This window comes from Paraburkholderia sp. MM5482-R2, assembly GCF_050436125.1.
GTDB lineage: Bacteria > Pseudomonadota > Gammaproteobacteria > Burkholderiales > Burkholderiaceae > Paraburkholderia > Paraburkholderia tuberum.
Genome location: NZ_JBNDLP010000003.1, coordinates 2,541,786 through 2,555,296 on the forward strand (window position 1 = coordinate 2,541,786; position 13,511 = coordinate 2,555,296).

Annotated in this window: 10 protein-coding genes and 2 pseudogenes; 1 reads left to right on the plus strand and 11 read right to left on the minus strand. The window is 63.8% G+C overall.

All coding sequences use genetic code 11. The annotated features are described in order from the left end of the window. Positions 1-87: 87 nt before the first annotated feature. Positions 88-2,559 carry a glucose/quinate/shikimate family membrane-bound PQQ-dependent dehydrogenase gene (locus tag OKW37_RS33645; protein WP_429403506.1) on the minus strand — a complete coding sequence of 824 codons (2,472 nt, stop codon included), beginning with the start codon at positions 2,557-2,559 and terminating at the stop codon, positions 88-90. A gap of 266 nt (positions 2,560-2,825) precedes the next feature. After that, positions 2,826-3,179 (minus strand): annotated as a pseudogene (locus tag OKW37_RS33650) (acetyl-CoA C-acyltransferase); the annotation flags it as partial. 9 nt (positions 3,180-3,188) lie between these two features. On the opposite strand from OKW37_RS33650, the pseudogene OKW37_RS33655 reads away from it, so the two are divergent. After that, a pseudogene (locus OKW37_RS33655) lies at positions 3,189-3,359 on the plus strand (PLP-dependent aminotransferase family protein); the annotation flags it as partial. Between the two features lie 29 nt (positions 3,360-3,388). Here the strand turns inward: OKW37_RS33655 and OKW37_RS33660 are convergent. From OKW37_RS33660 to OKW37_RS33700, 9 genes are all read right to left on the minus strand, one after another. Beyond that, complete coding sequence (locus OKW37_RS33660) at positions 3,389-4,336, minus strand: GlxA family transcriptional regulator (protein WP_429403507.1); 948 nt, start codon at positions 4,334-4,336, stop codon at positions 3,389-3,391. A gap of 600 nt (positions 4,337-4,936) precedes the next feature. Further along, positions 4,937-5,083 carry a hypothetical protein gene (locus tag OKW37_RS33665; protein WP_184060570.1) on the minus strand — a complete coding sequence of 49 codons (147 nt, stop codon included), beginning with the start codon at positions 5,081-5,083 and terminating at the stop codon, positions 4,937-4,939. A 58-nt stretch (positions 5,084-5,141) separates the two neighbouring features. Next, a complete protein-coding gene (gene tssJ, locus OKW37_RS33670; RefSeq protein WP_429403508.1) occupies positions 5,142-5,657 on the minus strand; it encodes a type VI secretion system lipoprotein TssJ in 516 nt (171 codons plus the stop codon). Further along, positions 5,657-7,516 (minus strand): type VI secretion system baseplate subunit TssF, encoded by a 1,860-nt coding sequence (gene tssF, locus OKW37_RS33675; protein WP_429403509.1) that lies wholly within the window; start codon positions 7,514-7,516, stop codon positions 5,657-5,659. Before tssF ends, tssJ begins: the two co-directional genes overlap by 1 nt. After that, entirely contained in the window at positions 7,513-11,076 is a 3,564-nt protein-coding gene (locus tag OKW37_RS33680) for an ImcF-related family protein (RefSeq protein WP_429403510.1), read from the minus strand. The genes tssF and OKW37_RS33680 overlap by 4 nt, the downstream gene beginning before the upstream one ends. Continuing rightward, positions 11,042-12,358: a hypothetical protein gene (locus OKW37_RS33685; RefSeq protein ID WP_429403511.1), complete on the minus strand. Its 1,317-nt coding sequence runs from the start codon at positions 12,356-12,358 to the stop codon at positions 11,042-11,044. The genes OKW37_RS33680 and OKW37_RS33685 overlap by 35 nt, the downstream gene beginning before the upstream one ends. Next, complete coding sequence (locus tag OKW37_RS33690; RefSeq protein ID WP_429403512.1) at positions 12,358-12,618, minus strand: PAAR domain-containing protein; 261 nt, start codon at positions 12,616-12,618, stop codon at positions 12,358-12,360. The genes OKW37_RS33685 and OKW37_RS33690 overlap by 1 nt, the downstream gene beginning before the upstream one ends. Positions 12,619-12,628: 10 nt before the next feature. Further along, a complete protein-coding gene (locus tag OKW37_RS33695) occupies positions 12,629-13,105 on the minus strand; it encodes a hypothetical protein (protein ID WP_429403513.1) in 477 nt (158 codons plus the stop codon). Positions 13,106-13,241: 136 nt separating this feature from the next. Beyond that, positions 13,242-13,502, minus strand: coding sequence for a PAAR domain-containing protein (locus tag OKW37_RS33700; RefSeq protein WP_429404358.1), 261 nt, complete (start codon positions 13,500-13,502; stop codon positions 13,242-13,244). Between the last annotated feature and the right edge of the window lie 9 nt (positions 13,503-13,511).

Below are 13,511 nucleotides of genomic sequence, written 5' to 3' on the forward strand. Positions count from 1 at the left end.
GCAAGTCAGTGTCAAACAGATGACCGCATTGCCGTGCGTGGACGTGGCAGTCCTGTCCACGCACGTCCACCCTGCTTCACCGCTTTGCTATTGCGGCAACGCATAGGCAATCACGTAGTCGCCGAGCTTCGTACCGAATGAGCCGTGACCGCCTGCCGCAATCACCACGAACTGACGTCCGTTGACCGAATAGCTCATCGGCGTTGCCTGCCCGCCGGCGGGCAGACGCGCCTGCCAGAGCTGCCTGCCGTTGTTCACGTCGAAGCCGCGAATGTAGTTGTCGGCCGTCGCGCCGATGAACGCCACGCCGCCCGCCGTGATGATCGGGCCGCCGAGCATCGGCATCCCCATCTTGAACGGCAACGGAAGCGGTGAGCTGTCCCGCACCGTTCCGATCCGCTTCTTCCATACGATCTGGTTGGTCTTCAGATCGATCGCCGAAATGAAGCCCCAGGCAGGTTGCTTGCAAGGAAGACCGACCGGCGACATGAACGCATTCAGTGTCACGCCGAACGGAACGCCGTATTGCGGCTGAATTCCAGTCTCCGTCCCCGAACCTTTCGCGCCCGGTACCGGCTGAATCGGATTGCCCGGGCCACGCGGAATCAGCCGCGAAACGAACGGCAGCGCAATCGGATTGGCGACCGCAATCTGGCGATCTGTGTCGACCGCCATGCCGCCCCACTCGAACATGCCGAGATTGCCCGGAAAGACCAGCGTTCCTTGCTCTGATGGAGGTGTGAAGGTGCCTTCATAGCGCAGCTTGTGGAACATGATCCGGCATACCAGCTGGTCGTACATCGTGGCGCCCCACATGTCGGCATCGGTGAGATCCTTCGATGGCCGGAAGGTCAGTCCGGAGAACGGCTGGGTAGGCGAAACATGGTCGCCGGGCGCCGCACCCTGCGGCACCGGACGCTCCGGAGCCGGCACCACCGGCACGCCCGTGCGCCGGTCGAGCACGAACAGGTTGCCGGTTTTGGCCGGCGCATACACGACAGGCACGGTATTGCCCTTGACGTCGGTAATGTCCGCGAGCGTGGGCTGCGATGGCAGGTCCATGTCCCACAGGTCGTGGTGGACCGTCTGATAGAACCACGCGAGCTTGCCCGTCGACGCGTGCAGCGCGAGCAGGCCGCTCGCGAAACGCTCCTGCTGCGCCGTCCGGTTGCCGCCCCAGATGTCCGGCGTGGTCACGCCCATCGGCAGATAGACGATGTCCAGCTTGGGATCGTATGCAGCGGGCGCCCACGAGTTCGGGGACGTTAGCGTGTAGTGACCGCCGGCGGGAGGATTCTGATTCGGGTCCTTCGCGCCCGGGTCGAACACCCACAGCAGTTCGCCGGAACGCACATCGAAGCCGCGGATCACGCCCGACGGCTCGCGCGTCGAATAGTTGTCCTCGACCGCGCCCGCGACGACGATCACGTCGTTCGTGATGACCGGCGGCGAGGTCGGCTCATACATGCCGGGGGTCGTCACCGGCTGGTTGTGCTGGAGATCGAGATCGCCGCCGTTGGCAAAGGTTTTGCACAGCGCCCCTGTCTCCGCGTCGAGCGCATACAGGTGGCCATCATTGACGGGCAGATAGATGCGGCGCATGCAGGCCCCGGCGGTCGCGGCAGTCGCAGCGGGCGCAGACGCCGGTTGCTGCTGAGCGGGCGCCGCGGCGGACGCTGCCTGCTGATCCGGCGCAGCGGCCGATGCGCCCGAGGGCTGATCAGCCGTCGGCGCGGGACCGGCCGCGGAAAGATCGACGTAAGACACACCACGGCAGGTCACGTGCTGGAACGACGGATCGGCCTTCAGCTGCGGATCGAATTTCCATTTCAACTTGCCGGTCCGCGCATCCAACGCCCACAGGATCTGATGCGGCGAGCATAGAAACAAGGTCTCGCCGATCTTGATCGGCGTGACTTCGTCCGTAATCTCGACGGGGTCGTTGGGGCCTTTGCTATCCCCGGTCCGGAAGGTCCACGCGACCTGTAAGTCCTTGACGTTTGCAGGCGTGATTTGAGTCAGCGGGGAATAGCGGGTACCGGCCTGGGTGCGCGCGTAGGCCGGCCAGTCGGCGGCGCTATCACCGGTCTCTGCGGGGGCCGCCGATGCCGCACTGAAGCTCCCGTTGACCGTTTGCGGATCGTTGAAGTTCGCGTAGATGAGCACGCCCGCCCAGACAGCCAATGCAACGACGAGCGAACCAATGCCGAGCCCGCGTGCGCCCTCCATCCGCCAGCTCACGAGCAGCAGTAGCCACACGCCGAAAATGACCAGCACCCCGGAGCGCGGAGCCAATGCCCAGAAGTCCGTGCCGGACTCCCAGAGTGCCCAGACCGCCGTCGCAATCATCACGAGCGCATAGAGAACGAGCGCAGCGGGCTTGCGCCGGTAAAGCAAGCACGTCACTACTGCGAGCAGCAGGCCCGTGATCAGGTAGTACCACGACCCGCCTACGGCAATCAGCCATGCTCCGCCGATCACGAGGTAAAGCGAAGTGAGCGCGAGAAACACAAGTGTGATTGCACCGATGACGACTGACCAACCGGGCTGTCTCGACATGATGATCTTCCACCTTAATCAAGAACGACGTGCGCGCGCAGACCGCAAAAGATGGGCCTGGTCTGTCCTGTTGTTCGATGCAGGCGCCTGACTTCTCGCGGGTTATCGCGCGTGCAGCGATGAGATCGAACCTGCCGCGGACATGCAACCGATACCTCGCTATCTGACCTGTTGGCCCAGGTGGTCGAGAGCGTAGCGTCGGCAATGCTCAAGATATGCCGCTTCGTTGGCGACGGTCAATTGAATCATGCTGCGCCACAGCGATGATCGGTGAGCTTCCAGCCCGCTCGCTCCAACGCGATATGCACGGCCGGACCGAGACCGAGACCGAACATGCCGGGCTCGACGGCGGCGATGCCGAAAGCCGCAAGACGCGCACTCGCTTCGATGCCCCTGGCGTCGGCATAACCGCGCTCGGCCACGACCATTGCCGCCGCACCGCTGTTCAGGCCGGGCGCATTGCCCGCCGTGATCGTGCCATCGGGACGGAACGCGGGACGCAGCTTTGCCAGCGTTTCCACGGTCGTTTCCGGACGCGGCTGCTCGTCGTGCGTGAACTGGATGCTGCCCTTGCGCCCTTCTATTTCGACGGCGACGAGTTCGGCATCGAATGCGCCGCGTTGCGCCAGGCGATCGCCATGGCCCTGAGGCGCGAGAAGATCGCCGTTTCGACCGCGCATCCGTTCGCCGCGTCGGCGCACGTACCGCACGCGATCCGGCTCGCGCTCGGCTCGGTCAGCTTGACGACGCTCGAGCAGTCGCTGCAAACGGTCGCGCGGGTCATTGCCGACCAGACCTACCGATCGAAGACTGCGCTGGGCCGCCCCCATCATCCCGGCGCGGCCCAGCGCGCATTGCGACGTATCGCCTGTGGCGGTTGTCCAAACGCTCGAGTGAACGCATCGCGCATGCGGCGCGGGTCGGAAAATCCGGTCTGCTGGGCGATCTGTTCGACCGTATGGCGGCTCCTTTCCAGCATGTGCCGCGCGGCTTCGAGACGCAGTCTCTCGACGGCCTTGGCGGGCGATTGCCCCGTCTCCGCCCGGAACGCGCGGCTAAACTGACGCGGGCTGAGCCGCGCCACTTCGGCCAGTTGTTCCACCAGCAGCGGTTGCGCGAGATTCTTCCGCGCGTACGTCAGCGCGGACTGAATGCGATCCGATTTCGCATCGAGTTCCAGCAACGCCGAATGCTGGGACTGACCACCGGCGCGTCGATGAGAAACGACGAGCGTTTGCGCGACCGATCTCGCAACCTCCACCCCCAGATCGGCCTCGACCAGCGCCAACGCGAGATCGATTCCCGCCGTCATGCCCGCCGACGTCCAGATCGAACCGTCGACCGCGTAAATCCGGTCTTCCTCCACACGGATGCGCGGAAACTGCTTCCGCAGCGCGGACGCATAGACCCAGTGCGTGGTGGCGCGCTTGCCGTCGAGAAGGCCCGCTTCGGCCAGCACGAAGGCGCCCGTGCAAATAGCGGCGACGCGCCGGGCCGTCGCCGCGCTGTGACGTGCGTAGGCGAGCAGCCCATGGGACGGCCGCGCCGCGCCCGGATCGCCGCCCGTGAAAAGGACCGTGTCGAACGTTCGCTCTTCGAAGGGTTCGGTCATCACCGTGGGACCACCGATCGGTCTGACCGGCGCGCCATGTTCCGACAGCGTGAGTACTTCGTAGAACGATTCACCGAATTTCCGATTGGCAAACGAAAACACCGGCTGCGCGGCGAGCGACATGGCGTGAAACCCATCGAACACGACGAACGCGACTGACGGCACGGCGATTCCTTTGAGTGGTGTCCTGAAACCGTAGTTTCTACGTCCTTTGCGATCTCGGCGGCCGCCCATATAAATGCGCTATGGATGCGCGGATTTGATTGAACGCGAATAAGCGGCCCTCGACGATCCTTCCGCACCAGCGGTCGACCGACTCTTTCAGTTCCCATTCTAGTCACCGTTTCCTTATCGCAGTTCTTCGAGGCCAACTACGCGGTGCTGATGAGCGGCCCGTCGGCGACCGCGGACATCGAGGGCGTACTGGTTCGCGGTGCGCAGGGTATCCGGTCGCTGACGGTCATACCGGTCGCGAGGCCGGGTACCGCGCGCCAGGGCAGGAGACCTCCATGAACGGTTTAGCCGCCAGCCGCGACGCGATGATACGGTTCCTGAGCCACGGACGGCATCGCCTGCCCTGTCCGAGGCCTTCAAGGCCGGCCTCATCTGTGCCGCGCCCGCTGGGGATTGCTCAGACGCGGGCGTAAAAGAACGCAGCGCCGGGGGAGAGGCGCTGCCGTTCCGGGCATGACAGGGCGACGAACCGGAGGCGATTGCGCGTTGCGACCCATTGCGTTTCAGCTTCCAGCAATACCCTCAGGCGGGCTACTGCGATAGTCCGATCCGCTGCGGCTCCTGGGAGATGAAATCGGCGGCAATGCGGTTGTACGCGGCAGGCCGCACGTCATGGATATCGCCGGACTGAAGCAAGTCACCAACATAGACCTTGCCGTTGTATTCGACGTAGGTCACGCTGTTAGCACCCGGCGCGAGATAGCGGTAATGGCGACCATCCAGCTGTACAGAAGCCTCATCGATGCTCCGCGTCAATTTGCAGTGTGCGGTCCACTGCCAGCAGCCTCACTGGATCGGTCTTCTTCCACTGTGATTTCGGCACGAGCACGGACCATTCGGTGTTGGCCGTATCGAGGAAGAACGCCGCCACGCCTACGTAGTTCGCTGCGTCGCCGATCGGCTCCGAGATCTTCAATGTCTGCCCCGGTCCCAGCGTCACGTCCCGGCTCCAGAGCGTCGCGGCCTTCAGCGCCTCGTTGCCCGCGAGCAGTTGCGCGTAGGTCGCTGTTACGAAAGGCTTGTCGTCCTTCAACTGGTAGATGCGCAGCACAACCGGAAGCGACGCGCCACGCACATCCTCGTTCAGTGCGCCGCGTGCCGTCACCACGAGGTTCATCTGTTTGACTTTCGTCTTGAACACCGCGCGTGTGACATCCACGGTGCCGTCCTTCACCGACTGCCAGGTCCCGCATGCCGAGACGGCCAGCGCGAGGCCCACGCCGAGCGCACCCCGCAAAATCCGGACACTCATCACAAAGGTGCTCCCTCGAAGTCGATGCGAGGATAGACGGTCTCCTTGCCACCGATGCTCAGTACCAGTTGCATGGAAACATGAAGGCTCGCGTAGCGCCCCAGAAAGTGATTGAGCACTTCGCCGAATAGCGCAGCATCGCCCGGCCCGTCGAACGCGGTCGGATCGAGTTCGACATATGCGCACGCAATACGTTGTACGTATGCCCGCTCCACCTTCTGCTTCTCGGAGAAACGTACGTCCCTGATCGCGTCGATACGACGCGAGACCCCGTCGTCTGGCGTCCAGTCGTAGAGTTCCAGCGTCTCACGCAGCGCCGGTGCGCCCTCCATATGGACCCGGTTCAGTTCGTTCGCGCCACCCGCCGTAAAGTGCCCCAATACGCGCCAGTCGTAGCCCGGGTAATAGCGCGGCGGATAGAGCGGCATGGACGGTGCCGTGAGGTTGCGCACCGATGCAATCCCGGTGAAGTCCGATACGGTTTCAGTGATCGTCGCCTCGGCCAGCGCCATGCGCGGGAGACGCCCGTTATTGGCGAGCGCGCGTACCGTCAGGTAGCGGTCCGGATCGGGACGGTCCTCGTCGTTCTCTGCGTGCCGGTACGTTCCGGCCCATAGCTGCCCCGCCAGCGTCACCCAGAGTTCCCGCCCAAGCGGACCGAAACGCGTCGACGTATGGAAGTAGCGCTCAGGCTTTTCGTGACGCAACGCCCAGCCACGATGCCGGAAACTCGTAAACGCCCGGTAGTCGTGCCGTGCGCTGTCCTCCGGCTCGGCGGCGATCACCGCGAGTACATCGTACGGCTCGACATGAGAGGCGATGCCAGGCTGTACGCGGATGCAGTGCTCCCTGTCGTGCCAGCCGACAGGTTCCAACGGCAACGCATCGACCTCAAACAGGTTGATGACAGGCGTGCAGAACAGGCGGAAATTCTCGCGGCTGACGGGATAGTCGCCAGGCATCCGGGCATCGAGTTCAATCTCGAAGGTCATCTGCGCTTCACCCGCCGGCAGCGCCGCAGCATCGAACCCGCACAGGTCGACGAAGTGAAACTTTTGCGGGAACACAAAATACTCCAGCATCGTCTGCTCGCGGTCCAGTTGCCCGTCGCGCTTCGCGTCTGTGACTGGCCATAGCCGCGTCGACGGGCCGAAGCCTGCCGCCTCGACATGCACCCCGTCCAGCGGCTGCAAGGCGCCGTCCCGTACTGACGGCAGACGCAGCCCGATTGACGCAACCTGCCGCGTGAGCGCCGCGTATAGCGTAGCCGCAGCGGGCCGGTCGCCATGCAGGTACAGGCGAATACGCGACAGGTCCATGCGCTCGCGCTGCTCCCCGAGCCAGAGACCAAACGTCAGGCGGATCACCGTACGCCCGTCGGCGCGTACGGCGACGACCGCATCTTCTACCGAGAGCGGTAACAGCTCGACGGGCTGCGTCGTCCGGTACACGCACTGCACCTTATCGGGACCGACGGGCGTTGAGCGTACGACGGCTCCGGCGGGAATCGGCACCGCAGTTGCGCCCGTTCGGTTCAGCGGCGAGCATTCGATGATCGACAGCGACGGAATAGCGCGCGCCGCGTGCTCATAGAGGTTATCGAGCAGCGCGTCGGTCACCTCGGGCATGCCGTCGTCGAGCTTCATGCGTAGCCGCGCCGAGAGAAATGCAAAGGCTTCGTTCACCGCGCGCGCAGCCCCCTCAGGTTCGCCGTAGAGCATCCCCGTGCGACGCGCGGCGTCAGGCTGCGCCTGCGCAAACTCGCGGCCTGCCTCGCGCAGGTAGCGCATCTCTTCGTCGTAGTACCTGAGGAACGGATTCTCGTGCTCAGTCGGGTTTTTCTTCCAGGGTGCGGTCATGGTTGCAATTCCGGTGGCAGGGGAGGAAGCATCGGTACGGCACCAGCCTTGCCGACAACAAAAATCCTTTCGGGCATCTGGAAGCCGCGCAGCTTCAGCAGTTCGAGCGGACCGGCTCCAACCTGGGTTCGCAGCAGGTAACGCAACGGGTCGCCATTTGCGTCGTTCCACGTGAGCTGGTAGCGGGTACTGTCGAGCTGCTTCACATCGGCTTTTGCGAGCAGGCGCAGGAATGCCCAGTCGCCCGTCGAATCGAACGCCTGCCTCAGGCCCGCGTTGAGTGTCTGCCACGTCAGACCCGCGTGCCCGTTCAGGCCGTCGCCGGGCCAGGCGAGCGGCGTCCAGCTTTCCTGCTGGTTAAAGTAGACGATCTGCTTGCCGTCCACCGACAGTTCCGAGCGCGTCACGTCCGGCGTCGGCAAGGCCATCATCTCGAAGCGCTCGTTGGCATCGCCCTTTATGTAGAGTTGCGCGCCGACCGTCGAGAGCTGGCGCAGGCCGGCAAGGAACTTCGGATCGAACTGGAGTGCCTGTGGTGCCAGTTCGTTCGGTGTCCAGTGATCGCCCTCGAGCTTGAGTACGCCCGCGAGTTGCGTCGAGATGAAACGGGCGACCAGGCCGGTGTCGGGACGCACGAAGCGGCCGAGTTCGGCGAAGGATGCATCGGCCTGCGTGTCAAAGAACGGATAGCGGCCGCTCATCGCCGCGTTGAATGGTGCAGCCACGCTTGCGCGCCATGCTTCGTTCAGGCTCGCCGCGGCGGGTTGCAGAATGGTCTGCCACGCCGCTTCGAGCGGCTGGGCAAACACCGCGTTGCCAAAGCCCGCCCACGCGGAGCCGAGGCTCGCGGCTGTCAGCGCCGCATCGTCACGCGCCTGAGACAGCTCCGAGAGCTTGCCCTGGAAGACCGCCTGCGCGAGCGAGCGCGCCATCGCCTGTGCGTCGGGACTGCCTGCGATCTGCTGAAGCTTCAGTCGCATCGTGGTGACCGCCGTCAGATAGCGCGACAGGCTGACGCCACTCAGCGCGACGTTCGTCGATGCACCGGCCTTGCCGTTTCCGCTGTTCGTCGCTGCAACGCCGCTCTCTCCCATCAATGCAAGCAGCGGGCCGAATGACTTGTCCAGCGGATTGACGGTCGGGCCATTCGCGTCGTCGTTGTTGCCAATCAGGCTTTGCGCCTTGCGCACCAGCGTGTCGGTCAGCGCCTGTGAGGGTCGTCCCGCCTGCGCCTGATACTGCACCGACTTCATCAGCGCGATCAGCGGTGAGGTCTGCGCATCGGCGAGACGGGTGAGCTGGTCGATCGAACCGTTCAGGTTCTTCGCTGGCTGCCACTGGAGGCTGTTGAGCATGGTCTGCCAGGCGGCGGTGTACTCCGCGAAGTAGCGCGCTGTCAGTCGCTGCTTCAGTTCTTCGGCCGCCCGCTTCTCGTCGATGGCGGCGCTGGTGCGGATCGTACCCTGTGCGAGGGTGTTACCGATGGTCTGCGATGGCTGCGCGCCGGTCAGCACCCAGTCGCCGCTGACGCGTCGCTCGCGCGCCGCCCTGTCGATCGCGTCCGCGATCATGCCGTCCCACGCGGCACGCGTGTAGATGCCAGGCACCGTCTGTGATGTGCCGAAAAGGCCCTGCGCGTCCGCGCCGTTGAGCAACGTCTGGAGTGATGCGTCAGCGTACTTGCCTTTGACCTCGTCGAGGATGCTCTGGTACACCGTGTCGTCGGCCGATGCGAGGCCCATCTGCGTCACCAGCATGTTGCGGGTCGTGCTCACGAGGCTCTGGTCGGGTGTGATGCGCCATTCGGGGTGCGCCTGCAGGTGATCGGCGTAAAAGGCTGCCAGCCGACCGCCCGTATCGTCGCGCTCGCCTTCCGGCATATCGACCGGGCGGCGCCACAACGCGACAAGCGAGCGCCGCAGAAATGCGGCGTCGGCGCGGGCGGGGTCTCCAAGCATCAGGTAGGTTTTGAGCGCGTTGTAGGTGCTGCCGCGCGCCTCCTGTGACTGCAGCGCGTCGGCCCGCGCTTCGCCCGCAGCCTTCAGCAGGTCGGTGATCGTTCGCACCACGGGCTCCTGCAGGTTATGCCTCGCGGCGATACGGTATGGCGGCCACATCGCAGCGAGCAGGGCGTCGTTCGAAGAAACGCCCGCGCGTAGATACCAGGGCGCGCCATGCTGCCGACGGTACTCAAGCTTTTCCATCAACTGCTGGAGCGCGAGCTGGGCTCGCCAGGCCTCGGCGGTTTGCGGTTTTGCATCGACAGCGGCCTGCGCTGTCTGACTGGCCTCACGCATCAACTGCCGGTTGCCGACGAAGGACACCGTCATCCATACGCACCACAGGATCGCCGCAGCCGTGACGAGCGTGGCGAGCGCGTTGGGCCAGTAGAAGCCGACGCGCCGGCCCCGGTAGTTGGGCGCCCCCGCCGCGATCTCGCGCCACACCGGCAGCAACGCGGCGGGCTGCACGCGCAGGACGGTTACTGCCGGTGGCGCGTCGGCGGGCTCGCCGGGCGTCCCGTCGCCGTTGGCTACCGGCACCGGTACGACGGTCGGCCCCGGAAAAACCGGCGCGAACATGACGCCCGCAAGCGGCGCGCGCAGCCAGTTCGATGCAGCCAGTCCCCGAAGGCCATCGACGATGCGCTCGCAATGGTCGCCGACGTACTTCGAGATCTCCATCAGCCAGGTCATCCGAAGGTTGTTGCGGGTGCAAAGGTGTACGCCCGCGTCCGCAGACCTCTGCTCGACCTTGTTCAGCACATCCGGCAACCTGGCGGCGGCTTCCTGTGCCCGCCTGCGCGAATCGTTCGGCATGAAGGTGCCGACCGCGTCGAAGCGCTCCGACGGGCTACCCTTCGCCTCGACCGGGTGCAGGAACGTGACGGGCGCGGCCCAGCCGAGCGCAGTGGCGATGCCCGAAAGTGCACGGGGCAGTTCGGTATCCGTATCGTCCGCGCGTGCGACATGAACGACGCCATCGACCGGGTAGCGGCGGCGCAACTGCCGGATCTGGCCCAGCCACTTCGCCGCCTCGATCCCGTCCGGCGACACATGCACGAGGATGGTTTCGTCCACATGCATGACGCCCGCCTGCCTGAGACCGGGCGCGACCTGATCGACGCGTTCATCCGTACCGTTCACCAGCAGCCAGCGCAGGCGGTGCCGCCAGAACCAGCCGTGCGAGACGCGCAGTTCCTCGTACACGCGTTGCAGCCGCGCATCGCGCCTGAGCGGCTTGGCTGCCTTCGTGTGATCGCCGGTTTCCCGGTGAAAGAGGCGTCCCGCAAAGGCGTAAGCGCCGGTTGCGAACAGGACGAGGTGAGCGACGACGACGACCGCGAAAGTTACGAGAATGGCGATAATCGCTTTGAGCCGCGACTCGGCTGTGGTTACTCCAACTATGTCGCCGCGCAGCGATACGATGCCGATCGCAAGCAGGGCGACGACCAGGGCTGCGACGGGTAGCCCCCAGATCGCCAGACGGCCCGATGGCGCGGATACCTCCGTCGTGGTTGTGGGCTCAAGCGAGCGCAGGGTAAGCCTGGGGTCTGTCATCAGTATTCCGGTTGATATCTGTTGTTGCAGGAGTTACGTACAGGAGCGCGGACTGTACGCCGTCGATGATGAGTTGCGGGCCCTCTGCCGCGCCCGATTCGATGGCCGCTGCAATGGAGAGCCAGCCGTTGCCGTCGCCAAGGTCGCCGACGATACGGTCGGGCCGCCGCTGCGCTCCGTCTTTCGCAATGGCATCCATATGGGCAGCACTGAGCGCCTTGTCGCCGCCGTCGGCGGGCCGGGTGATCCAGGCACGCACGAGCGAGGTGTAAGCAGCGTTGCCCCATACGGCCGCATTGGCGAAGCCGTATTTGGCTTCGCCCGGAAGACCCTGAACGGGCCGGTGCAGCAATGCGGCCACCCTGACCTCCTCGGGCAGATGGAAGTAGCCCGGTGCGAGCAGCACGGCGACACATCCCTCCGTGCTGCCTTCGGGTGGCCCGTCCTCATGCCACGCCGTTGCCACGACGAGTAGCGGGCGGCGCTCCTTGGCATCGAGCCATGCGTCGGCGACCATCAACCCGTCCGTCGCCGGTGCCGCCTGGACCACCAGCGGCGGCAGGCCCGCGATGCGCAGGGCATCGATGACCCGCGCGACATCCGCCTTCTCCTTGCCCGGCGCGGCCAGCACGCGGACCTGCGGCCACCAGACCCGCTCATAGCACGTGAGCGCTCGCAGGCTCGTCGCCAGAGACTCAAGCGACTTGGCCATCTTGAGCGCGAGCAGCGAAACCTGTTTCGCTGGACCGAGAGCAGCGATCGCTTGGTCGTCAGTAAGGCGATCGGCGACAACCGGTTCGTCGACCAGCCAGTCGGCCTCCTCGAAGCGGGCATGTTCGATGGGCTTCGAGCCGGCGCGCGGCACCTGCGAGGCGGGCAGACGTTGTTTGGCGGCTATCACGCCGGCCAGCGTCCGTTCGGGTTCTCCTCCAAGCGGCAGGCAATAGCCAACGCCGAGCACTTGGAGTGGCTTCTGCGCGATGCGCAGCCGATCCGCCAGCCACCGGCTACGATGATGGTTGCGCCAGCGCGCGCGGTACCAGAGCGCCTCGAAGCCAGCGCGCTCAATGGCAAACAGGAACACGAACGCACCGTTAGGAAAGCCAACGAAACAGAGCCAGAACCATGCGCCGCGCGCCGCTTCTCCCTTCGGCCAAAGCAGCATCGCAATGGCAACGCCGAATACATTGCAGGCGAGCCAGATGCAGAACCACCACGGCCAGAACCTGGGGCGGCGCGGATAGGCGCTCGGGCGTCCGGCTGGAGAAAGATCGACCGGCATTACGCGATGTTGAAGTTCATCAGCGACGAGACCAGCCTGCAGCCGCACGCACAGCGATAGTGGTGGAAAGCGACGGCCTTGCCATCTCGGTCGGGAAACTTGGCGTAGCCCTCGTCAATTGTAGTCGGACCGTGTTGTTCGCAGATGGCCTCGTCACCCTTGCGGGCGAGCGGTCGCCCCATGACCTCGAACCAGGGCGAACCACCGGTCACTTCGCCGCCGTGTTCGAGTTTGTCGCCTTTACGGACAGGAGATTGCATTTTTAGGAAATTAATTTTTTGAACATTGCTGAGTCTTGAATTGCGGAATATACGCCGCACCGAATGACTGAGCCTTTTTTTTCTTGAGGTTTATCACATCAACCCCGAATTGATTCTCGACAACGATAAAATTTTGATCAACACTGAAGGCAGCATCGTATACTCCACCACCATACACCTCTCTTTCAATGAGTTGCATTTTTGGCCTTACAAAAAATATAGATAGATGTGTGACTTGCGGATAATTCGCATCAATTTTTGTAGGCAACCCGAATACAACCAACATCGAACCATCGAGGCTAAAAACTCCCCCACGAATAGCGTGATCGATTTTCGCCAACCCGATATTTCGCCCATCATGTTTTATTGTTACGTGGCTGCGGACATCGTCCATTGCCAAATAATTTCCATCGCAGGAACTGACAACAGCTGCGCACGCATTACCGAGAAAAATCATCAAGAAAAATAAAAACAAATATTTTTTCACGGTTGATCCCCCAATACTCGATATGAATTTTGCGTCTCGCGCCAACGCAAGGGCGGACTTTTTACATCGTACGGCCAGAACCTGGGGCGGCGCGGATAGGCGCTCGGGCGTCCGGCTGGAGAAAGATCGACTGGCATTACGCGATATTGACGTTCTGCAGCGACGAGATCAGCCGGCAACCGCACGCGCAGCGGTAATGATGGAAGGCGACCTCCTTGCCATCGCGGTCGGGAAACCGCGCGTAACCTTCGTCTATGACGGTCGGGCCGTGCTGGTTGCATATAGCCGTGTCACCCTTTCGGGCGAGCGGACGGCCCATGAACTCAGTCCACGGCGAGCCGCCTGTGACTTCACCGCCGTTCTCAAGATTGTCACCTTTTCGGATAGGGGATTTCATTTCGATTGA